The 20,748-nt window shown below is 66.7% G+C and carries 22 protein-coding genes; 2 read left to right on the top strand and 20 right to left on the bottom strand.

The genetic code is table 11. The annotated features are described in order from the left end of the window. The first annotated feature begins 413 nt into the window (after positions 1 to 413). Positions 414 to 638: a helix-turn-helix domain-containing protein gene (locus GO308_RS16905; protein WP_066653771.1), complete on the top strand. Its 225-nt coding sequence runs from the start codon at positions 414 to 416 to the stop codon at positions 636 to 638. A 403-nt stretch (positions 639 to 1,041) separates the two neighbouring features. On the opposite strand, the gene cobU is transcribed toward GO308_RS16905, so the two are convergent. From cobU to GO308_RS16830, 15 genes are read right to left on the bottom strand one after another with little or no spacing between them, the layout of a single operon-like run. Further along, positions 1,042 to 1,569 (bottom strand): bifunctional adenosylcobinamide kinase/adenosylcobinamide-phosphate guanylyltransferase, encoded by a 528-nt coding sequence (gene cobU, locus GO308_RS16900; RefSeq protein ID WP_066653774.1) that lies wholly within the window; start codon positions 1,567 to 1,569, stop codon positions 1,042 to 1,044. Further along, positions 1,566 to 3,053 (bottom strand): cobyric acid synthase, encoded by a 1,488-nt coding sequence (locus GO308_RS16895; protein WP_066653776.1) that lies wholly within the window; start codon positions 3,051 to 3,053, stop codon positions 1,566 to 1,568. Before GO308_RS16895 ends, cobU begins: the two co-directional genes overlap by 4 nt. Further along, the gene (gene cbiB / locus GO308_RS16890) at positions 3,041 to 3,991 is read right to left on the bottom strand and encodes an adenosylcobinamide-phosphate synthase CbiB (RefSeq protein ID WP_066653886.1); all 951 of its coding nucleotides are present in this window, start codon (positions 3,989 to 3,991) and stop codon (positions 3,041 to 3,043) included. Before cbiB ends, GO308_RS16895 begins: the two co-directional genes overlap by 13 nt. Continuing rightward, entirely contained in the window at positions 3,984 to 4,967 is a 984-nt protein-coding gene (gene cobD, locus GO308_RS16885) for a threonine-phosphate decarboxylase CobD (RefSeq protein WP_066653882.1), read from the bottom strand. The genes cbiB and cobD overlap by 8 nt, the downstream gene beginning before the upstream one ends. Next, the gene (locus GO308_RS16880; RefSeq protein ID WP_066653778.1) at positions 4,964 to 5,704 is read right to left on the bottom strand and encodes an adenosylcobinamide-GDP ribazoletransferase; all 741 of its coding nucleotides are present in this window, start codon (positions 5,702 to 5,704) and stop codon (positions 4,964 to 4,966) included. The genes cobD and GO308_RS16880 overlap by 4 nt, the downstream gene beginning before the upstream one ends. Continuing rightward, positions 5,701 to 6,270, bottom strand: coding sequence for a histidine phosphatase family protein (locus tag GO308_RS16875; protein ID WP_066653780.1), 570 nt, complete (start codon positions 6,268 to 6,270; stop codon positions 5,701 to 5,703). The genes GO308_RS16880 and GO308_RS16875 overlap by 4 nt, the downstream gene beginning before the upstream one ends. Continuing rightward, positions 6,267 to 7,283: a nicotinate-nucleotide--dimethylbenzimidazole phosphoribosyltransferase gene (gene cobT, locus GO308_RS16870; RefSeq protein ID WP_066653783.1), complete on the bottom strand. Its 1,017-nt coding sequence runs from the start codon at positions 7,281 to 7,283 to the stop codon at positions 6,267 to 6,269. Before cobT ends, GO308_RS16875 begins: the two co-directional genes overlap by 4 nt. After that, positions 7,280 to 7,687 carry a DUF1636 domain-containing protein gene (locus GO308_RS16865; protein WP_066653785.1) on the bottom strand — a complete coding sequence of 136 codons (408 nt, stop codon included), beginning with the start codon at positions 7,685 to 7,687 and terminating at the stop codon, positions 7,280 to 7,282. Before GO308_RS16865 ends, cobT begins: the two co-directional genes overlap by 4 nt. Before the next feature lie 25 nt (positions 7,688 to 7,712). Next, positions 7,713 to 8,342: a 5,6-dimethylbenzimidazole synthase gene (gene bluB, locus GO308_RS16860; protein WP_124810531.1), complete on the bottom strand. Its 630-nt coding sequence runs from the start codon at positions 8,340 to 8,342 to the stop codon at positions 7,713 to 7,715. A gap of 14 nt (positions 8,343 to 8,356) precedes the next feature. Beyond that, a complete protein-coding gene (gene cobO / locus GO308_RS16855; protein WP_066653789.1) occupies positions 8,357 to 8,983 on the bottom strand; it encodes a cob(I)yrinic acid a,c-diamide adenosyltransferase in 627 nt (208 codons plus the stop codon). Further along, a complete protein-coding gene (gene cobF, locus GO308_RS16850; RefSeq protein ID WP_066653792.1) occupies positions 8,973 to 9,752 on the bottom strand; it encodes a precorrin-6A synthase (deacetylating) in 780 nt (259 codons plus the stop codon). The genes cobO and cobF overlap by 11 nt, the downstream gene beginning before the upstream one ends. Continuing rightward, positions 9,749 to 11,083, bottom strand: coding sequence for a cobyrinate a,c-diamide synthase (locus GO308_RS16845; protein ID WP_066653794.1), 1,335 nt, complete (start codon positions 11,081 to 11,083; stop codon positions 9,749 to 9,751). Before GO308_RS16845 ends, cobF begins: the two co-directional genes overlap by 4 nt. Next, a complete protein-coding gene (gene cobM, locus GO308_RS16840; RefSeq protein WP_066653796.1) occupies positions 11,080 to 11,865 on the bottom strand; it encodes a precorrin-4 C(11)-methyltransferase in 786 nt (261 codons plus the stop codon). The genes GO308_RS16845 and cobM overlap by 4 nt, the downstream gene beginning before the upstream one ends. Further along, on the bottom strand, positions 11,862 to 12,242 hold the full coding sequence (locus GO308_RS16835; RefSeq protein WP_066653889.1) for a cobalamin biosynthesis protein: 381 nt from the start codon (positions 12,240 to 12,242) through the stop codon (positions 11,862 to 11,864). The genes cobM and GO308_RS16835 overlap by 4 nt, the downstream gene beginning before the upstream one ends. Further along, complete coding sequence (locus tag GO308_RS16830; RefSeq protein WP_066673515.1) at positions 12,239 to 13,447, bottom strand: bifunctional cobalt-precorrin-7 (C(5))-methyltransferase/cobalt-precorrin-6B (C(15))-methyltransferase; 1,209 nt, start codon at positions 13,445 to 13,447, stop codon at positions 12,239 to 12,241. Before GO308_RS16830 ends, GO308_RS16835 begins: the two co-directional genes overlap by 4 nt. Between GO308_RS16830 and GO308_RS16825 the strand changes: the two genes are divergently transcribed. Then, a complete protein-coding gene (locus GO308_RS16825) occupies positions 13,446 to 14,207 on the top strand; it encodes a cobalt-precorrin-6A reductase (RefSeq protein WP_066653801.1) in 762 nt (253 codons plus the stop codon). The two genes, GO308_RS16830 and GO308_RS16825, sit on opposite strands and share 2 nt — an antisense overlap. On the opposite strand, the gene cobJ is transcribed toward GO308_RS16825, so the two are convergent. The 5 genes from cobJ to cobN are packed head-to-tail and all read right to left on the bottom strand — an operon-like array spanning position 14,171 to position 20,745. Beyond that, positions 14,171 to 14,944 carry a precorrin-3B C(17)-methyltransferase gene (gene cobJ / locus GO308_RS16820; protein ID WP_124810533.1) on the bottom strand — a complete coding sequence of 258 codons (774 nt, stop codon included), beginning with the start codon at positions 14,942 to 14,944 and terminating at the stop codon, positions 14,171 to 14,173. The genes GO308_RS16825 and cobJ overlap by 37 nt on opposite strands. An 11-nt stretch (positions 14,945 to 14,955) precedes the next feature. Further along, complete coding sequence (gene cobI, locus GO308_RS16815; RefSeq protein ID WP_053556447.1) at positions 14,956 to 15,693, bottom strand: precorrin-2 C(20)-methyltransferase; 738 nt, start codon at positions 15,691 to 15,693, stop codon at positions 14,956 to 14,958. Next, a complete protein-coding gene (locus GO308_RS16810; RefSeq protein WP_066653804.1) occupies positions 15,690 to 16,319 on the bottom strand; it encodes a precorrin-8X methylmutase in 630 nt (209 codons plus the stop codon). Before GO308_RS16810 ends, cobI begins: the two co-directional genes overlap by 4 nt. Then, the gene (locus GO308_RS16805) at positions 16,319 to 17,464 is read right to left on the bottom strand and encodes a cobalamin biosynthesis protein CobG (protein ID WP_066653805.1); all 1,146 of its coding nucleotides are present in this window, start codon (positions 17,462 to 17,464) and stop codon (positions 16,319 to 16,321) included. Before GO308_RS16805 ends, GO308_RS16810 begins: the two co-directional genes overlap by 1 nt. Beyond that, positions 17,461 to 20,745, bottom strand: a complete 3,285-nt coding sequence (gene cobN, locus GO308_RS16800; RefSeq protein ID WP_066653892.1) for a cobaltochelatase subunit CobN — start codon at positions 20,743 to 20,745, stop codon at positions 17,461 to 17,463. Before cobN ends, GO308_RS16805 begins: the two co-directional genes overlap by 4 nt. Positions 20,746 to 20,748: the final 3 nt, after the last annotated feature.

The following is a 20,748-nucleotide window of genomic DNA, read 5'->3' as shown; positions in this document are numbered from 1 at the left end:
GGCTGCGCGACGTCATCGAACGCATGGTGGACGGCCATCCCGCCAACCGACTCGACGATCTCCTGCCGTGGAACTGGGCGGCTAATCATCGTCTGGCCGCCTGACGTGCAACGACCGGACGGATACGTCCGAATCTTGCTGCCTTGCCGATTCCGCCGATGGTATTCCGCAGCCACCTAAAGGCCGCCAAGCAACGCTTGCCTGCGATGGGCACGAAATGCCCTGCTTTGATGAAGTTTGGCCGGGAAGCGGAACACCCGCCGCAAGCCTCCCTACCTGTCCCCCACTTTCCGGCAGCCTGTTTGTCTGCGCTGGGCTGCGAGGAGTAGCCAGGCGCAGAGGCGGCGATAGAGAGCTGCCTTCGCTTCAGGCAATATGGCGCGCACGAAATCCATCTGACGAAAGCGAAGTTCATGCCCCGCGCCCTGCCCAAAAATGCCGCCATACCGGAAACCCCGCAACTGCCGCTGGAGCCGTTGACCGTGCGTATCCCGGTCGCGGTACAGCTGACAGGAATTGGCCGGTCGAAGCTGTATGAGCTGATCGCGGCGGGCGAGGTCGATGTCGTCAAGATCGGCGCGTCAACACTCATCACCGTTGCCAGCCTGCGCCGCCTTATCCAGAAATCGCGGCGCTAGGCGGCTAGTGGGACAATGCTGCCGTTCGACGTGCGCCGCTCAAACGGCAGACTTCGCCGCAACCCGCCTTAGCTAGCGTGAGATGGGGCGGATGGGGGTCTGGGGCAAAAGGTTTCCGGCTCAGGTGTCAACACCGGGACAAAAAACGGGCCAGGCTGTCAAGACCGGTCGACAGTCGAGCACTGGCGCACTTCGGTGATTACCTCTGCGGTCGGGGATCCCCGAGTCCGAAGGCATACTCGCTAATCAGCGAGCCGCAGACACCGTTATTCCCGCTACATCATCTAGTGGAAGCTATGCACCACAATCATTGCTGGCGACGTTACCGACACGCTGGATCTGGCTTTGCCCCATACCACCTGCCCCCACGAGTTGCACAGTGGCAAGTGGTATGGCTAGCCGCTCATCCTTTAGGTTTCAGCGTCAATGGAAGGCCGGCGAACATTATGACTGCCTCTTCAACCACTGCCGCTATTTCCTGATTGATGCGGCCCGCAACATCGCGAAACCTTCTGGCAAGGGCGTTGTCGGGTACAATGCCCAGACCCACTTCGTTGGCGACCAGAATGACCGGCCCCCGTGCGGCTGAAAGCGAGCGCGCCAGTCCTTCCGTAGCGGTAGCAGTATCGCGTTCCGCTAGCATCAGGTTCGAAGCCCACAACGTCAGGCAATCGACCAGCACCACCGTTTCCGGCGTGCTATATGCCGTGATTGCCACCGCCAGGTCCAGCGGTGCCTCGACAGTTGACCAGCGCGGACCGCGATCGGCGCGGTGCAGCGCGATTCGTTCGCGCATCTCATCATCGAAGGCCTGGGCTGTCGCCAGATAGACCAGTTTACCTGTCAGGGTCTCTGCCCGGCCTTGGGCAAAGCGGCTTTTGCCCGAACGAGCTCCGCCCAGCACCAGCAAATGGGGCAAGGCACTGCTCATGCACTGTCTCTCGCTGGGACGGAGGCGGGGCGTTCCGCCATCGCCAGCGCCACCAGCGCGTCGATATCGAGATCCTCCTCCAGCGCGACTGCGATCTCGTCAAGCGCCGCCTCGACGGTGAAGCCATAGTCCACGCCCCCGGCTTCTACATCCATGCGCGACAGTAGTGCCCGGCGCAGCTCCGCATCGGCCAGCAGGCCGTGGACATAGGAACCAAACACCGTTCCGCCTGCATTAATCGCGCCATCGCAGCGTCCATCGGAAAGCAGGGCGAAGGGCCGCTGCGTGTCCGGCCCGCTGGTTTGCCCCATGTGCATTTCATACCCCTGAAAAGGCGCGTCCATCGCCAGCCCGCTGACCGGGCGCAACGCCTTGTGGGCGTGCAAGGTTGATTCGACATCAAGCAGGCCAAGGCCGCTGGCAGCGCTGGCCGGACCTTCAATCCCATCGGGATCTGCGATACTTTTGCCGAGCATTTGGTAACCACCGCAAATCCCAAGGATCAGCCCGCCACGCCGGTGATGCGCCAGAATATCGATGTCCCAGCCTTCGTCGCGCAAAGCGGCCATATCGGCAATGGTCGCCTTTGATCCGGGCAGGATGATGAGCGCGGCTTCTGCCGGAATCGGCTGACCGGGCGGAACCATGTGCAGTTCTACCTCGTGTTCGAGCTTCAGCGGATCAAGATCATCGAAATTGGAAATGCGCGGCAGGATCGGACAGGCGATCATGGTGCGCCCCCCTGCGCGCATCTTGCCGCGTTCCAGTACCACGGCATCCTCGCTTGGCAGACGCGCGGTGGCCCCCAGCCACGGGACAACACCTAAACCCCGCCAGCCTGACAAGCTTTCGATCTGGGCATAGCCATCGGCGAACAAGGCGGGATCGCCCCGGAACTTATTGATGATGAAGCCCTGGATCATCGCCGCGTCGGCCGGGTCGATAATCGTTTTCGTGCCAACGATGGCGGCAATTACTCCGCCGCGATCAATATCGCCCACCAGCACGACTGGCACGCCTGCCGCGCGCGCAAATCCCATGTTGGCAATGTCGCCTGCGCGCAGGTTGATTTCCGCAGGAGATCCTGCGCCTTCGACCACGACGATGTCGCAGGCCTGACGGAGCCGCTCATAGCTGGCCAGAACTTCGCCCAGCAAAGCGCCCCGTGCCTGCCGGAAATTGCCCGCGCCCAATGTGCCTCGCACCCGGCCATGCACTATCAGTTGCGATGTGCGATCCGCCTGCGGTTTCAGCAGCACCGGATTCATGTCGGTATGCGGCTCCACCTTGCAGGCGATCGCTTGCAAGGCCTGCGCCCGGCCGATCTCGCCGCCATCGCTGGTGACGGCAGCATTGTTCGACATGTTCTGCGGCTTGAACGGCAAGACCCGCAAACCCCGCTGCACCAAGGCGCGACACAGCCCCGCCACCAGCACGGATTTGCCCACATCAGAGCCGGTGCCCTGAAGCATTATAGCGCCCATGCTGCACCTCCTGCAATTCCGGCCGCTATCAACCACAGGCACAGACATGCACGGGCGTAGATGCCCAATCCGCGCTGAATATCCTCTGCCCGGGCCGGGCGGTCTCCCTCCCCAATCCAGAGCTTGTCCGAAAGAATCCCGTCATAAGCGATTGGCCCCGCCAGACGCAGCCCCAGCGCCCCGGCCATCGCGGCCTCGGGCCAGCCCGCATTGGGCGAGGCGTGCCTGGACGCATCGCGCCATACTATCCGCCAGCCACCCCCGCCGCACAGGCAGATCAGCAATCCCGCGAGACGCGCTGGCGCGAGATTCATCGCATCGTCGGTGCGGGCCGCAGCCCAGCCATAGGCGCGCCATCGCTCCTCGCGGTGCCCAATCATGCTGTCGGCGGTGTTGATCGCCTTATAGGCCCAGATACCGGGCAGCCCCAGCACCAGCAGCCAGAACAACGGCGCGACCACCCCGTCGCAGAAACTTTCCGCCAGACTCTCGATCGCCGCTCGGGCAACACCCGCTTCATCAAGCGCCGCCGTATCACGGCCAACGATCATGCCGACTGCGGCGCGCGCGCTGGGCATATCCTGCCGCTCCAGCGCATCGGCAACGGGGCGCACGTGGTCGTACAGGCTGCGCTGCGCCAGACCCGGCCAGGCCAGCACAGCGATCAGGGGCCAGGCCCAAGGCCCGGCGATTGCCACGAGCAGACTTTGCAGCACCCAGCCCGCACCGCCCGCCACACCCAGCAGGAGCAGGACGGTGACCGCCCCGGCCATGCGCCGCTGTCCATCGGACCGCGAGGGGACATTCCAGCGCCGTTCCAGCGCGGCGATAATCCGCGCAAAGATGCCCACAGGATGGCCGATCCGGCGATACAGCGGCTGAGGCCAGCCCACTGCCGCGTCGAGCACCAAGGCCAGGAAAGCAGTCAGATCAATCATCAGCCAGCGCCGCATCAAGGCGATCCAGCGCCTCTCGGTCGGCGGGCAGGCCCAGGCGCAGCCAGCGCGGATCGTAATCGAACGGCCGCGTCAGGATGGCATGGCGCGCAAGGCGTTCGAACAGCGCGGCGGCATTGTCCGTTTCGATCAGCCGGAACAGCGGGCAGGCACCTATCGCGCTGAAACCTCGCCGCGCCAGCACCGCGTCCAGCGCATCCGCCTGTTCAAGCAAGGCCATCCGCATGGCGGCTGTCCAGTCCACATCCTGATATGCCGCCGTGCCGATGGCCAGCGCCGCTGCCGATAGCGGCCAACTGCCCAACCGCTGCCGATATTGCGCGATCAGCGCGCGCGGTCCCAGCACAAAGCCGAGCCGCACCCCGGCCAGCCCGAAGAATTTGCCGAACGAGCGGAAGATGATCAGCCGCTGTTCGTCCTGCACATGGGCGGCAAGGCTGCTGTGCGGGGCGGCATCGACAAAGGCTTCGTCCACGACCAGCCACGCTGCGCTGTCGCGCCGCGCCTCCAGCCAGCCCAGCAGCGTCGCGGGCGGGGTGATCTGCCCATCGGGGTTGTTGGGATTGGCGATGATGAGGGTCGCTTCCTCTGTCCCCGCCAATTCGGTCAGGGCTACGGGACGGCTGCGGGGAATCATCTCGCCATGGGTGCGATAGCTGGGCTGGGCATGGATAGCGGGGCCGGGCAGGATATCGCCAAGCATGCGCAAGCCGATCTCCGTGCCCGGAACAGCGCAGACATGGGCAGGGTCCGCGCCGAAACAGGCGGCGGCGGCGGCCTCCAGATCGTTCAGCGCGCCGGTGTCGGGCAGCGCCTGCCAGTCCACTGCCAGATTGTCCGCGCCGGGCCAGCCATGCGGATTGATGCCGGTGGACAGGTCGATCCACGGCGCCTTGCCCATGCCGAACTGCGCCATGGCATCGGCCAACCTGCCGCCGTGAAAACTAAAACTGTTCATGTCGTGTGTATCCATAGGCCCGTGATTGCCACGCTCAGCAGCAAGCCGGTTTCGATCAACTCGATGCCTGCACCATGGCCATCGCCGGAAATCCCGCCCAACGCGCGGCGCACGTGCCTCCCCCACCACAGAACGAGCAATGGTGTGACAAGCAGCGCCGGAGTGAACCACGCCGCCGCTGCCAGCGCGGCCGCCCAGCCCGCAAGATCGATCGCGCCGATGGCGGAACGGAATCGAGCCGCCAGCCCCTGATGCAGCGGCATCAGCCACCATGTCCACACCAGCGGGCCGATGCGCGCGGCAAACGGCACCAGTACCAGCGCGCCAAACGCCCGTGCATCCACCAGCATATCCAGCAGCACCAACTTGCTCAGCAGTTGGAGCACAATCGCGACAACGCCGAAGCTGCCGACATGGGGATCGGCCAGAACGGCCAGCAGCCGCTCGCGATCTTTATGCGCCGCGCCGCTGGCATCGGCGAGGTCGGCCAGGCCATCAAGGTGCAGCGCGCCGGTCACGCCCACCCAGACGATCAGTGCGGCTAATGTGCCCAGCCGGTGATCGACCAGCGCGCCTGCCCATGCGGCTCCCGCAACCGCTGCACCAATAACCAGGCCTACAGCGGGAAACCAGCGCATCGACCGGGCAAACGCGGCATCATCCACGACTATTGTCCGCAGTGGAGTTGGCATAGGCAGCCGCGTCAGGAATTGCAGGGCGATGATGAAGCCCCTCACGGATAAAGCCCCGCGATCTGTGCCGTGGGGGTTGCTCCGGGCCAGACGCGCAACGTCAGCAGGCAATTGTAGGGCAGGTCAACGGCCCACGTCTGGTGCATGTCAAACCCGCACAACACCGCCAGCGCCGCCCGCATCGCGCCAGCGTGCGTGACGATCAGCGTTGGCCGCGCGGCCAGATCGTCAATGGCAGCGGACACACGCTCCACCAGCGCCGACCAGCGTTCTCCACCGGGCGGCGCATGGCCATCGGGATCGTCCCAAAACCGCGCCAGCGCCGCGCCTTCGACATCGCCCGGCGCCATCCCGTCCCATGCGCCAAAGTCCAGCTCGCGCCAGCGCGGATCGATTGACAGCGGCACATCGGTCGCCAGCCCAATGGCCTCGCCCGCCAAACGCGCCCGTGACAGGTCGGACGCGATCAGCACTTCCGCCGCCAGATCCCGCGCCTGATCGGCGCAGGCCGCGATACCGGCGGCCGTAGGCGGCGCATCGGTGCGGCCGATCAGCCGCCCCGCGCCTTCCGGTTCGCCATGGCGCAAGAGGTAAAGTGGAAAGCTGCTCACAAGCCGTCTGCCACCCCGGCCTCGGCAAATGTCGCCATACCATTGTGCGTGGCCAGCGCTGCCCGGATTACCGACACCGCCAGTGCGGCGCCGCTGCCTTCGCCCAATCGCATCCCCAGCGAAAGCAGGGGATCAAGGCCCAAATGCCCCAGCAGTCGGATATGCCCCGGTTCAGCCGAACAATGGCCCGCCAGGCAATGATCGGTGATCGCCGGAACGGCGGCGGCCAGCGGCGCCAGCGCGGCGCAGCTGATGAACCCGTCCAGCACCACCGGAATACGCAGACGGCGCGCCTCCAGCACGGCCCCGGCAATCGCGGCGATTTCGCGCCCGCCCAACCGGCGCAGGATTTCAAACGGGGTGTCCGGCGCATTGGCATGACAGGCCAGTGCCTGTTCCACCACCGCCACTTTGCGCGCGATTCCGCCCGCATCAACCCCGGTGCCCGGCCCGACCCATTGCGCGGGCGTGCCGCCATAACTGCGCGCGCAGAGCGCGGCGGCGGCGGTCGAATTGCCAATGCCCATTTCGCCGACGACCAGCAGGTGCAGCCCCGGCTCCACCACCGCCGCTCCGGCAGAAAGTGCAGCAAGGCACTCCGTCTCGTCCATTGCCGCAGCGACAGTGAAGTCCGCCGTGGGCCGGTCGAGATCGAGTGCAACCACCCGCAGATCCAGTCCGGCCGCCCCGGCCAGTGCGTTGATCGCCGCGCCGCCAGCAGTGAAATTGCCGACCATCGCGGCGGTCACGCTGGCGGGAAAGGAGCTGACCCCGTGGACGACGAAGCCATGATTCCCGGCAAAGATCGCCGCGCGACCCTGTTCGATCACCGGCTGCGCCGTGCCCTGCCATCCGGCCAGAAACACGGCGATGTCTTCCAGACGCCCTAGCGATCCGGCTGGCTTGGTCAGACTGGTCTGCCGCGCGCGCGCAGCGGCGATGGCGTCCGCATCAGCGATTGGCATATCTGCAAGGGCTGCTTCAAACGCGGCCAGCGTGGCAAACCGGCTCATTCCGCGACGAAGCCCGGCGGCGGGGTGCGCGTGATGAAATGGCCCTTCACGCCTTGCGGCCATTGCTTGAACGGCACCCGGCCATGCTCGCTGGCGGCATAGTGGACCGCATAGTCCAGAATGGCGGTAGCGGCGTCCTCGTCCGGGGCGAAGCGGCCCAGCACATAGCCGACCTTGCCCGGCGCGCGCAGGTGGATGGTGCAGAAATCGGTGCAGGCAAACAGGCAGGCCATTTCCTGCACGGCAACCCCGGCATAGCGCGCGTCGCTCTGCTGAACCGAGCGCAGCGCGGCAACAAGTTGCGCGCCGCCGCGCGTTCCGGCGGCGTCCTCACGCGCATCGGCACTGTGGCGGCAGGTGTTGCAGGCCACGATAGCGGGGCCGTCCTCCACGGGTATCAGCATGGTTTTCTGGTCCTTTGATTGATAATCATCGTTCGAACACCCGGTCGGCCCACGGTTCACGCGGCTGCCAGCCGCGCTGTTCCAGTTCGGGGGTGTCGGAAATATCGGCTGGGTAGCCGATGCACAGCAGCGCGATCAGCGACCAGGTGGCGGGAACGTCCAGCAGGGCATGGACCGCCGGGGGATCGACAATCGACACCCAGCCAAGGCCAAGTCCGCGCAACCGTGCCGCCAGCCACAGATTGTGGATCGCCAGCACGCAGGAATAGCGCAACATTTCGGGCATGGTGGCAATGCCAAGGCCGTGCCCCGCCTCGGGCTGTTCGTCACAGAACACCGCGATCAGTTCGGGCGCCTCACGCAGGCCGTGCAGCTTGAGCGACAAGTAGTGATCGTGCCGCTCCTGCCCGGCATAACGCTCTGCCGCATGGGCGCTTTGCCCGTCGACATGGGCGGCCAGCGCCTTGCAGATGTCCGGCGTCCGTATGCGCACGAACCGCCACGGCTGGGCATTGCCGACCGATGGCGCCAGCGCGGCGCAGGCCAGCAGCGCGCGCATGTCCGCTTCCGCCACAGCGCGGCGATCGAATTGCCGCACATCGCGCCGCCAGCGCAGCAATTGCGTGAATTGCTCCGCAAATTCCGCGTCGAACACAGGCGGGGCGTCGCTCAGAATTCGATCCCCGCCTGCGCCTTCACGCCCGAACGGAAGGGGTGCTTCACCATGGTCATCTCGGTGACAAGGTCCGCCACCTCGATCAGCGCGTCGGGCGCGTTGCGACCCGTAACGATCACATGCTTCATGGCATCGCGCGCGGTCAGCACCGCCACCACTTCATCGACCGGCAGATAGTCATACCGCAGCACGATGTTCAGTTCGTCGGCCAGCACCATGTGATAGCTGGGGTCGGCGATCATGCGCTTGACCTCGTCCCAGCCGGCGCGGGCGGCCGCGATATCGCGCGTGCGGTCCTGTGTGTCCCAGGTAAATCCCTCGCCCATCGGCTTGAATTCGACATTGTCCGGAAAGGCATCGAACACGGCCTTTTCACCCGTTTTCATCGCCCCTTTGACGAACTGGACCACCCCCACTTTCATGCCGTGGCCAATGGCGCGAACCACCATGCCCAGCGCCGCGCTGGTTTTGCCCTTGCCCTTGCCGGTGTGGACGATCAGCAGGCCCTGTTCGCGGGTCTTGCTGGCCATGATCTTGGCCTGCGCGGTCTGCTTCTTGCGCATCTTTTCGGCGTGGCGGGCATCGCCGCCTGCAACTTCTACTTGGTTTTCAGGTTCCATCGGCCAATTCCCTTCGCATGAGATAGACATCCATGATCCAGCCATGGCGCGCGCGCAGTTCCGCCCGGCGCAACGCGATCCGGGGACCGGCTTGCGCCAGGGGGCCCTGTTCCAGCGCCTCGTGCGCCATGCCCAGATAAGCGCCCCACCAGATGGTGATGCCTTGCGGTTGCAGCCCCTCGAACGCGCCGCCGCTATCGAGCATGACGACAATCGTGTCGGCTCCGGCAGGCCAGCCATGGGCGCGCAGCAGCCGCCCGGTGGTGATCGTCACCGGGCCGGCCAGCGGGTTCAACGGCATGGCATGGGCGGCGGTCAACGCCTGAAGGCTGGTGATGCCCGGCACCACCCGCACGGTGATTTCAACGCCCGCGCTGCTCAGCCGATCGGCAATGCGCAAGGTGCTGTCATACAGCGAGGGGTCGCCCCAGACGAGCAGCGCCAGTGTGCCGCCACCGGGCAAATGCTGGGTGATCTGCGCCTGCCACGCATCCGCGATGGCATCATGCCAGGCATTGACGTCATCCAGATAAGTGGCCCCATTACCGCGCACTGGCCCACCTCTTACTGGCAGGTCAAATTCCACAATCCGCGTTGGCCCCGTCAGAACCTGCGCGCAGATCTCCCGGCGCAGGTCGATCAGGTCGGACTTGGCCTGCCCCTTGCGCGGCAACAGGATCAGGTCAGCTTGGTTCATCGCCGCCACGGCCTGCGCTGTCAGGTGATCGGGGTTGCCCGTGCCGATGCCGATCAGGTGGAGGTCGATCATTGGGCTTCTCGGCACGAAGCGGGCGCGATCATGTGGAAATAGCTGCCGGTGACATGGCCGCGATGCGATCCGCTTTCGGCCACCGCCGCGCCTTCGGCATCGGTCACAAGCGCCAGCGGCGCGTCGCTTTGTTCAACGATGGTGGAATAGTGGAACTCGTGCCCGCGCAGTCTGGTCCCGGCGGCAAGGCCCGATATCGGCACCAGCAGTTCGGCATGGCGATAGCCAAGGTGCATCTTGCGCTGGGCATGGCTGGTGACCAGCCCCAGCAGCCCGGCCATCCGGTGCCGTTCACCACTCTTGTCGATCAACCCCTGCCCCAGCACCATATAGCCGCCGCATTCGCCGTGAACGGGCCGCGTTTCGGCATGGCGGCGTAGGCCGGACAGGAATGTCGTGGCGGCGGCGATGGTCCCGGCGTGCAATTCGGGATAGCCGCCAGGCAGCCACACCAGATCGGCATGGGCGGCGGGCGCCTGATCGGCCAGTGGCGAAAACGGCAGGATCTCCGCCCCGGCGCGCCGCCAGCCTTCGATCAGATGCGGGTAGACGAACGAAAAGGCGGGATCGCGCGCCATGGCGATCCGCTGGGCCGGAGGGGCGGGCAGCTTGCCGCCGTCGGCTTGTGGTGCGGCACCAGCGGCAAGGCGAATAGCGTCAAGATCGACATGGGCGCGCAGGAACGCTGCAAACTCGGCAATCGCGCGATCAAGATCGGGATGCTCCACCGCCTGAACCAGCCCCAGATGGCGTTCGGGCAGGGTCAGGTCGCCGCGCCTTGGCAGGGCGCCCAGCACGGGGATGCCCACCGCCTCAATCCCCTTGCGGACCAGCCGTTCATGGCGCGGACTGGCCACGCGGTTCAGGATCACCCCGGCAAATGGCAGCCCCGGATCAAGGCTGCTGAACCCCAGCGCGGTGGCGGCGGCGGACTGCGCCTGCCCCGACACATCCAGCACCAGCACGATCGGCCAGCCCATCCGGCGCGCCATGTCGGCGCTGGCACCATTGCCCGACGCACCCTTGCTGGCCACGCCGTCAAACAGTCCCATCGACCCTTCGGCCAGCACCATGTCCGCACCCCCGACCTGCGCCGCAATGCCAGCGATCAGATCGTCCTCCATCGCCCAGCTATCGAGATTGAACGACGGCCTGCCACTGGCCGCGCGGTGAAACGCGGGGTCGATATAGTCCGGCCCGCTCTTGAACGGCTGCACAGCCAGCCCGTCTTCGGTCAGGGCGCGCAGCAGGCCCAGCATCACCGTGGTCTTGCCTGTGCCCGATGCGGGGGCGGCGATCATCAATCCCGGAGTCTGGTGGCGCGCGCTCATTCGACCGCACCGGCAAAGCGTGACGTGGCATCCTGCGGACGAAAGCGGCGGTCATAACCGGGCGCGTAAAGGCTGCTTTCGGCAAAATCCTGTGCTGCCAGCACCCGCCCGACAAGGATCAAGGCGGTGCGCTCCATACTGCCCGCCACGGCCTGCTCGATCGTGTCGAGCGTGGCCCGGACAATCCGCTGATCGGGCCAACTGGCGCGCCAGACCACGGTGACGGGGCAATCTGCGCCATAGGCCGGCGTCAGGTCCGCCACCACTTGCGCCAGATTGTGGACCGACAGGTGAATGGCCAGCGTCGCGCCGGTCATGGCAAAATTGGTCAGGCTTTCGGCGGGCGGCATGGTGCTGGCGCGGCCCGGCGTGCGGGTCAGCACCAGCGATTGCGACAGCGCGGGCAGCGTCAGTTCTGCCTCCAGCGCAGCGGCGGCGGCGGCGAACGCCGGGACACCGGGCGTCACGGTAAAGGGAATGTCCAGCGCGCGCAGGCGGCGCAATTGCTCGCCCATCGCCGACCAGACCGAAAGATCGCCCGAATGCAGCCGCGCCACATCGTGCCCAGCGGCGTGGGCGGCGGCGATCTCGGCCATGATCTGGTCCAATTCCAGCGGCGCGGTGTTCACGATCCGCGCGCCCGGCGGGCAGTGATCCAGCACGGCCACCGGGATCAGCGACCCGGCATAAAGGCACACCGGGCACTCTGCGATCAGGTCGCGTCCACGCAAGGTCAAAAGGTCGGGCGCGCCGGGACCGGCGCCGATGAAATGGACGGTCATGTTGGGATTTCCTGAAGGTTGACGCTGGCAGCAATGGCGCACGTCGCCATGCGATCGGGGGAGATGTGGCGCGGCGACAGCAGGCGCGCACCCGCGCCAGCAGCGGCAAGCGCGGACGCTTCGGCAACGCTGCCGACGTGACGAGCGTTCAGGCTGGCGATGGAGCGCGTGGGGGTGGAAACGGCGGCCAGTGCATCGGACGCCACGCCCATCAGCGGCAGGTCCAGCACTTCGGCCAGCGGCACCAGCGCCGCAAGCTTGTCATGCGCCGCAGCCAGATGGGTGACCGGCGGCTGCCCCTGCCCCGCCAGCGCGAACGCGGCGCGCAGCGAACACAGGCTGACGCCCGACCGAAAGCCGAAGCCCGCGACAATCACAGCACCGCGCTCCATTGCACCACCGGATAGCGCGCGCGCCAGCCGTGGCGGCTGCCCAGCGGCGCGGCGTCGGCCAGTTCGATGCGCAGGAGGCTCCCGCCCGTCTGGCCATGCCACCGGGCAAGCAGCGCTTCTGATTCCAGCGTCACCGCATTGGCTACCAGCCGCGTTCCGGCGGGCAAACGCGCCCACAGCGCGTCCAGCAAAGCATCGGACAATCCACCGCCGATGAACACCGCATCGGGCGATGGTCCCGGTGGCAAGGTATCCGGCACCGTCCCGACGACCACCTTCAGCCGGTCAACGCCCAGCGCAGCGGCGTTGGCCCGCACACGGTCCGCGCGCACCGGATCCGCCTCTATCGCGCAGGCCCGGTTGGCCGGGTGGGCCAGCAGCCATTCGATCCCGATCGATCCCGATCCCGCGCCAATATCCCACAGCAGCTCACCCGCACACGGGGCCAGCGCCGATAGCGTCAGCGCGCGTACCGGACGCTTGGTCAACTGCCCGTCGGACGCAAACCAGTGATCCGGTCGGCCCGCCGTCAGCGGCAAGGACGGGCCATGCCCGGCACACTCGATCCCGGCCGCTACCGGATGGGCGATGTCGGTGAAAGACAGCCCCTCGGCGCGCGCGGTGCGAACCCGTTCGCGCGGCCCGCCCAGCGCTTCCATCACATGCAACGCTGACGCGCCAAAGCCTTGGCCGGTCAGATAGTCCGCCAGCGCGGCCACCGCCGCGCCATCGCGCAACAGTGCAATGACGCGCCGCCCTGGTGCCAGGTGGGGCTTGAGCCGATCTAACGGCGCGGCATGGAGGCCAAGACAGGCCACATCCTGAACCGGCCAGCCCAGCCGCGCAACCGCCAGCGTGAAGGTGGAAGGCGCGGGGATCGCAACCCATTCGCCCGGATCAAGCAGGCTCGCCACACTGCTTCCCGCCCCGAACCAGAACGGATCGCCCGATGCCAGCATCACCACCCGCTGCCCGCGATGTTGCATCAGCAGGGCAATGCCATCGGCAAAGGGTACTGGCCATTCGATCATGGTACAGGTAATCGCGGGCAGCAGCGACAGGTGCCGTGCCGGTCCCATGACCAGTCCGGCCTGCGCCAGCGCCGTGCCGGCGGCGGCGGAAAGGCCGTCCGGCCCGTCCTCGCCAATGCCGATGATCGTCAACCACGCTTCAGGAGCCATATCAGCCATGCCCAACGTCCTCCTGCTGGGCGGCACGACAGAGGCCAGCGCGCTTGCCCGCCTGCTTGGCGCGCGGGGCATTGCGACGACGCTCAGCTATGCCGGACGGACCGAAAACCCCCGCGCTCAACCGGTGCCGGTGCGTGTCGGCGGGTTCGGCGGTGTGGCGGGGCTGGCCGATTATCTGCGCCACCACCGCGTGACTCATCTGGTGGACGCGACCCACCCCTTTGCCGCAACGATGAGCAGCCATGCCGTGGAGGCGGCCCGTCTGGCCGGAGTGCCTCATGTAGCGCTGACCCGCCGGGCGTGGCAATCGGTCGCCGGAGACCGCTGGACCCGCGTTGCCAGCATCGACGGTGCGGTGGCAGCGCTGGCAGGCCCGACCCGCCGCATCATGCTGGCGCTGGGCCGGATGCATGTGGCAGCCTTCGCTGCCCAGCCGCAGCATCATTATCTGTTGCGCTTTGTCGATGCGCCAGACCAGCCGCCGGGCTTGCCCCATCACACCCTGATCGTCGATCGCGGGCCGTTCACCGCAACAGGCGACAGCGCATTGATGGAGGCGCACGCCATCGATCTGGTGGTGTGCAAGAACGCTGGCGGGCAAGGCGCTGAGGCCAAGCTGATCGCGGCGCGGTATCTGGGCTTGCCGGTCCTGATGATTGATCGCCCCGTCGTTCCGGACCGGGCCGAATGCTATCGCCCTGAAGATGTGCTGGTGTGGCTGGGTCATGATGCCGAACCCAAGGCCGAGCGGGGCGTATAGAGGATGGGGCTAGGCTTTCGCGCACTTGGGCGTTCGATGATCCGCGTCAGGCTTGATCCGACGATCACCATGGTCCGCATGTCGGCCATGTCTGCACGGGCCTGACCCAGCGGTACGATCCGCAATTGCTCGTCCGGCGTCGATACGGCGCGGGCGAACAGGATCGGGCGATCCGGGCCGCACACTTCGCGCAGCAGGTCCAGTACACGTTCGAAACCTTCGGGCCGGGCTTTTGACCTCGGGTTGTAGAAGGCCATGGCAAAGTCCGCCTCTGCCGCCAGCCGCAACCGTTTTTCGATCAAATTCCACGGCTTGAGATTGTCCGACAGGTTGATCGCGCAAAAATCATGACCCAGCGGCGCCCCCGCCCGCGCGCTGGCGACCAGCATCGCGGTGATGCCGGGCAGCACCCGGATGTCGAGATCGCGCCAGTGGGCCGGGCCTGCCTCCAGCGCCTCGAACACGGCGGCGGCCATCGCGAAAACGCCCGGATCGCCCGATGATACCACCACCACGCGCCGCCCCTGCGCCGCGAGGTCCAGCGCATGGGCGGCCCGGGCCAGCTCCACCCGGTTATCGGACGGATGCAGTGTCAGCCCGGCGCGCGGGGCGATCCGGGCGACATAGGGAATATAGCCGATGACATCGCTTGCCCCGGCCAGAGCGGCGGTGACTTCGGGCGTAATCAGCGCCTCGTCGCCCGGCCCTAGACCGGCGATGGCCAGCCAGCCGCTCATGGCCCCGGCACTCATGGCCGGCGCCCCTGGCCGTGAATCAGCAGGATCGAGAAATAGGGCGTGACCGTTTCGGCCTCGATCAGCCGCGTGACCCGCTGACCTGGCATGGCGGCATGTTCGACCAGCCATGCCGCATCCTCGCGCCCGGCAGCGGCCACCGCGCGGCGCAGTTTGGGCAGGTTGCGCCCGATCTTCATCACCACCAGCGCATCTGTATCGCGGATGCGTCGCACCAGTTCATCCTCGGGCAGGGTCGCCATCGCGATGGTCAGCACATCGTCGCCCCAGGTGATCGGGATGCCGGTTGCGTTCCACGCCCCGGCCATGCCGGTGATACCCGGCACCACTGCCACCGGAACCGTGCCCGCCAGCCGGGTGTGCAAATGCATGAACGAACCGTAGAAAAACGGATCGCCCTCACACAGCACGACCACGTCTTCGCCTGCCTGCGCCAGCATGACCAATCGCTGCGTGCATTCGGCATAGAAAGCGGAAAGACAGTCGTTGTAGCGCGGGTCGGATAACGGAATCTCGGTCGTCACCGGATATTCCATCGGGATTTCGATCACGTCGGGGCGGAGCATTCCTTCAACAATCCGCCGCGCCTGACCCGGCCGCCCGGCCTTGCGGAAATAGGCCACGTGGCGGGCGCCGCGCACCAGCCGGTCGGTGCGAACGCTCAACAGATCGGGCGCACCCGGACCCAAACCCACGCCGTGGATCGTCCCGCAGGAAAGGGCCGCGCTCATTCGTTGCCGCTCGCCAAAGCGTTGATCGCAGCAACCGTGATCGCGCTGCCGCCCAGCCGCCCTTCAACGATGCAGCACGGCACCGGCGGCGCGGCCCATAACGCGGCCTTGGATTCGGCCGCGCCGACAAAGCCCACCGGACAGCCGATGATCGCCGCAGGGCGCGGGCAATCGGGATCTTCCAGCATATTCAGCAGATGGAACAGCGCGGTTGGCGCGTTGCCGATGGCCACCACCGCGCCTGCCAGATGCGGCCGCCACAGTTCCAGTGCGGCGGCAGAGCGGGTGTTACCCATTGCCCGCGCCATGTCGGGCACTTGCGGCGCATTCAGGGTGCAGATGATCTGATTATCAGCAGGCAGCCGCGCACGGGTGATCCCTTCGGACACCATCCGCGCATCGCACAGCACCGGCGCGCCAGCGGCCAGCGCCGCCCGCGCCGCACTGGCAAAGCCGGGTGAGAAGCGGATATGCGCGGCAAGGTCCACCATCCCGGCGGCGTGGATCATGCGCACCGCCACCGGTTCCTCATCAGCGGAAAAGGGCGCCAGATCGGCTTCGGCGCGGATCGTGGCGAAAGACTGGCGATAGATGGCCGCGCCATCGGTTTCATAGATATGGGGCATCAAGCGGCTCCGAAATGGGCGAGAAGCTCGGCTGGGCTGAGCGCAGAGCGAACTGGCAACGCACCGGCGGGTGCGTTCAGGGAAAGATCGAACAGGCCATCGCGGCCGGTCAGCGTGACATCGGCGGCGCGCTGGCGGGCGCAGCCCTTGGCACAGCCCGAAACATGCAGCCGCCCGGCGACATGCGGTGCAAGGCGGCGGGCAAGATCGCGGGTTTCAACCGAGGCCTGCGGGCAGCAGGGCGCGCCGGGGCAAGCATCGACATGCAGCAGCGGGTCGGCAGGATTATCGATCAGCCCACCGGCGCAAACGGCAGGCGCGCCTTCCACCAGCAGCACACGCCACGGCGTGATCCGCACCGCTGCGGCGGGCGATGCTTCCACCATCACGGCCAGTATCCGCGCCTCTATCCGGCCAAACGGCAAGCCATAGGCCCAACTCCCATCACGGAGGCCCAGATCATGAAGGCCCGGCACGATGCAAGCAGCCGACGGCGCGGGCAGAATGTCGCCACAGGCCCATTCGGGCAGGACCAGCCGGTGTCGCGCCATGCGCCCCGCTTTCGCGCCGCCGCTGGCCGCAAACCAGTGGGCGAGCGCGATCAGCGCGTCCACTTCCCTGCCAGCAGCAACCGCCATACCGGTGGCGCGGCCATCGGCGCGCAGGATCAGACCGCCATCGCCGCCGCGCTCAATGCGGAAATCGCCCGCCTCGCCACCCAGAATGCAGGTCTGACCGGCATCGATGGCAAAGCACACTTTACCGGGCAGATCGGGCAACTCATCCAGCCGGGTCAGCAATGCGCCCGCAATGCGGTGGCTGTCATCACCGGCGCGCCAATCCGGCGCGACCAGAATGTTGCGCCGCTGTTCGATGACAGGGTCAGGGTCCACCAGATCCAGCACAAGCAACCGGTCGAGCAGCGCCTGCCAGCCAGTTTCAGGCACCCCGCGAAGCTGGAGATTGGCGCGGGCGGTCATGTCGATCAGGCCATTGCCGTGCACCACGGCGGCATCGCACAGGCCCAGCACTTGCGCCCGCGTCAGGCGGCCAAGCCGAGGCTTTACCCGCACCAGCAGCCCGTCGCCCGCCATCATCGGGTGCCAGGCATCGGGGCACCAGCCCTTCACCGCAAAACTGCTCATGCCCTGTCCTCAAGCCTTGGCAGGCTGGCGAGGATGGAATTGCGCCGGGTCTGCCACAGCCCGGCGGCATGGAGCGCGGCAAAGCGGGCTTCCATCGCCGCCAGCGCAGCCGGATTCTCGCGTTCAAGAAATGCGCGAACATCGGTCTGGCCCAGTGTCGCGTCGTGATAAAGGTCGAACAGATGCGGCGGTACGCTGCCTGAAAGGTGCGCAAAGGCACCCATATGGTCCAGCGTCGCGGCCAGTTCTGCCCCCCCGCGAAAGCCGTGCCGCATCATGCCCGCCACCCAGCCTGGGTGCGCCGCGCGGGCGCGGACCACGCGGGCGATCTCTTCGGTCAGGGTGCGCGCAACGGTGCGCCCCGGATCGCGATTGTCGAGGTGGTAGAGCGCCGCCGAACCACCGATCAGCGCCTTGGCAGCGGCAAAGCCCGCCTCGTGCGCGGCATAATCGGCGGCCAGCAGCAGATCGGTTTCGGGCAAGTCCTGAAGATGGACAAAGGCGTCCGCTCCTTCAACACGCTGGCGCAGGCCGTCAGGATCGGCAAAGGTTCCGATCGCATCGGAGGCTGCGTCAAACGCATGGTCCGATGCCGCCAGCCATGCCTCACCAGCAGCGCGCCGGGCCGCTTCAGTATAGACCTCGGCTGCATCGCCAAGACCCAGTCCATAGCTGCCGGGGGCCGGGCCATAGACGCGCGGTGCCGCAGCCTGCCCTGCAAACGGGTTCCAGTCCGCCGGTTCATCGCGCAAACACAGCGCGCGCACCGCTTGGCCAAACAGTATCGGCAGCGCAGGAAAGGCATCGCGGAACAGGCCGGAAATCCGCAACGTCACATCGATACGCGGCCGGTCCAGCAGCGCCAGCGGCAGGATTTCGATGCCTGTTACCCGTTCGGACGCGGTGTCCCACAGCGGCTTTGCGCCCAGCAGGTGCAGCGCCATGGCGAATTCCTCGCCCGCCGTGCGCATCGTGGCCGATCCCCACAGATCGAGCACCAGCCCGCGCGGATAATCGCCGTGATCCTGCAGATGCCGCCGGATCAGCTCCTCTGCCAGTGTCACCCCTTGGGCATGGGCCGCGCGTGAAGGCACGGCGCGCGGGTCTATCGCATAAAGGTTTCGCCCGGTTGGCAGCACATCGCTGCGCCCGCGAAAGGGGGAGCCGGAGGGACCGGGCGGAACGCGGCGTCCGTCGAGTGCCGCCAGCAATCCGGCCCGCTCGGCTGCGCCCTGATCTCCCCGCCCGAACACATGCAGCCCGCCACCGAACTGGCTGTCCTTTACATCGCAAACGAAGCGGTCGATCCGGGTGATCGCCTCGACCAGCGTGGCCGCGTCATCAAGGCCCAGTTCCGCCTCAAGTCCCAGCACGCGCGCTTCGTCGCGGATGTTCACTTGCAGACGGTCGCGGCGGGCCGGGTCCAGCCCGCCAGCGTTGGAGAATTCATCCAGCAGCGCCTCGATCCGGGCCAGCCCCGCACCGCTTTGCGTTTGCACCAGTGGCGGGGGAACGTGCCCGATCGTAACCGCGCTGATCCGGCGCTTGGCCTGCGCCGCTTCGCCGGGATCGTTGACGATGAACGGATAGATCACCGGCATCGCGCCGGTCAGCGCCTCGGGCCAGCAAGCATCGGACAGCGCGACTGATTTGCCCGGCAGCCATTCCAGTGTGCCATGTGCGCCGACATGCACCAGCGCGTCCACGCTTCGCTGGCGCAGCCACAGGTAGAACGCCACATAGCCATGGCGCGGGCAGCGGGACAGGTCGTGATAGTCGCCGTCGCGATGGGCGCGCTCGCCGCGTTCGGGCTGCAAGGCTACCAGCGCGTTGCCGATGGGCAGCGCGGCAAAACGGAACGCGCCATCGGCGGCGGCAGCATCGGCTTCCGGCTCGCCCCATGCGGCGAAAAGTTCAGCGCGCAGGGTATCGGGCAGTGCTGCCAACGCCTTGCGGTACTCTGCCAGCGGCCAGTGCTGATGTGTGCATTCAAGGAGCGCTGCCAGTCTGGCCTGCGCGTCAGTGGCATATCCCGCCTCGGCCAGATCGGCCAGGATCGCCTCGGCAGAAGCCAGCGCATCCAGCCCCACGGCGTGGGCGATCTGGTATGCCTTGCCGGGATAAGTCGACAGGACCAGCGCAACCCGCCGCTCGGCAACCGGCGTTTGGGCAAGTGCGATCCAGCCCGCTACCCGCGCGGTGATCGCTTCGATCCGGCCGGCATCGGCGCGATGGATGGTACGGGCAAAGCCAAGCGCGGGATCGCGCGTCCCCGCCTCCTTGAAGCTGGCGATGCCTGCAAACACCCGCCCGTCAATTTCGGGCAGCACCACATGCATGGCAATGTCTGCGGGGGAAAGCCCGCGCGACGCCGCCGCCCATCCCGCGCGCCCGGACGTGGCCAGCGCCAGCTGAAACACGGGAACGCCCGCGCCATCAAGCGGGGTGGCGCCGTCCTCGCCCCGCGCGGAAAAAGCGGTAGCGTTGATGATCGCTACCGGGCCAAGTCCGCGCACCCAGCGGTCCACCTGTTCGCGCACCTGCGGGGCTTTCAGCGAGGGGACGAAGATCGACAATGCATCGAAACCGCGCTGCTCGAACGCGGTATGCAGGGCGGCAAACGGGTCCAGATCGTGGGCGGTCAGGTAAGAACGATAGAACACGATCAGGACCAGCGGCCTTGCCGGATCGCGCACAAAGGCTTCAGGATCGACCACGCCAAAGCCGGGATGCCAGCCTCCCGCCATCGGCAGCGGATCGCATGTCCGGGCGGGGGCATCAATCAGCCCCGCCAGCTGCGACAGCGCGGCAAGCGCCGCCTGCGCCGCCCCTGCACCGCCAGCATCGCACCACTGCGCAAGTTCGCGCAATGCAGGCACCGGCACGGTCGAAACCGCATCCAGCCGCGCGTCCTCCCAGCCGTCGCCGGGCAGCACGGCCAGGGCGATGCCGCGCGACCGGGCCAGCGCCTCGACCTGTTGCAGCCCGTAGCTCCAATAGGGCGTGCCGCCGATCAGCCGGATCAGGATCGCCTTTGCACCCGAAAGTGTCCGCTCGACATACGTGTCGACCGACAGCGGATGCATCAGCGCCGCCAGATTGGCGAGCCGCAGCGAAGGGAACGCCACATCGCCCGCGCGGGCCTGATGCCATGCCGCCGCGAATGCGCCCAGGTCGCTGTCCGAAAAGGACAGGACCACCAGATCCGCAGGCTCTTGCCCCAGATCCTGCGGGACGGCGGTTTCCTCCATCCCGTGCGTTTCGCGGAAAATGACGTGCATGGC

Origin of the sequence: Sphingomonas sp. SFZ2018-12, from assembly GCF_022496715.1 — a bacterium.
GTDB lineage: Bacteria > Pseudomonadota > Alphaproteobacteria > Sphingomonadales > Sphingomonadaceae > Sphingomonas.
This window is presented reverse-complemented; position numbering and strand designations above follow the sequence as displayed.

Coding starts and splice junctions, on each gene's coding strand:
- GO308_RS16905 (WP_066653771.1), top strand. CDS start 414: ATGCCCCGCGCCCTGCCCAAAAATGCCGCCATACCGGAAACCCCGCAA.
- cobU (WP_066653774.1), bottom strand. CDS start 1,569: ATGAGCAGTGCCTTGCCCCATTTGCTGGTGCTGGGCGGAGCTCGTTCG.
- GO308_RS16895 (WP_066653776.1), bottom strand. CDS start 3,053: ATGGGCGCTATAATGCTTCAGGGCACCGGCTCTGATGTGGGCAAATCC.
- cbiB (WP_066653886.1), bottom strand. CDS start 3,991: ATGATTGATCTGACTGCTTTCCTGGCCTTGGTGCTCGACGCGGCAGTG.
- cobD (WP_066653882.1), bottom strand. CDS start 4,967: ATGAACAGTTTTAGTTTTCACGGCGGCAGGTTGGCCGATGCCATGGCG.
- cobT (WP_066653783.1), bottom strand. CDS start 7,283: ATGAGCCGGTTTGCCACGCTGGCCGCGTTTGAAGCAGCCCTTGCAGAT.
- GO308_RS16865 (WP_066653785.1), bottom strand. CDS start 7,687: ATGCTGATACCCGTGGAGGACGGCCCCGCTATCGTGGCCTGCAACACC.
- cobO (WP_066653789.1), bottom strand. CDS start 8,983: ATGGAACCTGAAAACCAAGTAGAAGTTGCAGGCGGCGATGCCCGCCAC.
- cobF (WP_066653792.1), bottom strand. CDS start 9,752: ATGATCGACCTCCACCTGATCGGCATCGGCACGGGCAACCCCGATCAC.
- GO308_RS16845 (WP_066653794.1), bottom strand. CDS start 11,083: ATGAGCGCGCGCCACCAGACTCCGGGATTGATGATCGCCGCCCCCGCA.
- cobM (WP_066653796.1), bottom strand. CDS start 11,865: ATGACCGTCCATTTCATCGGCGCCGGTCCCGGCGCGCCCGACCTTTTG.
- GO308_RS16825 (WP_066653801.1), top strand. CDS start 13,446: ATGCCCAACGTCCTCCTGCTGGGCGGCACGACAGAGGCCAGCGCGCTT.
- GO308_RS16830 (WP_066673515.1), bottom strand. CDS start 13,447: ATGGCTGATATGGCTCCTGAAGCGTGGTTGACGATCATCGGCATTGGC.
- cobJ (WP_124810533.1), bottom strand. CDS start 14,944: ATGAGCGGCTGGCTGGCCATCGCCGGTCTAGGGCCGGGCGACGAGGCG.
- cobI (WP_053556447.1), bottom strand. CDS start 15,693: ATGAGCGCGGCCCTTTCCTGCGGGACGATCCACGGCGTGGGTTTGGGT.
- GO308_RS16810 (WP_066653804.1), bottom strand. CDS start 16,319: ATGCCCCATATCTATGAAACCGATGGCGCGGCCATCTATCGCCAGTCT.
- GO308_RS16805 (WP_066653805.1), bottom strand. CDS start 17,464: ATGAGCAGTTTTGCGGTGAAGGGCTGGTGCCCCGATGCCTGGCACCCG.
- cobN (WP_066653892.1), bottom strand. CDS start 20,745: ATGCACGTCATTTTCCGCGAAACGCACGGGATGGAGGAAACCGCCGTC.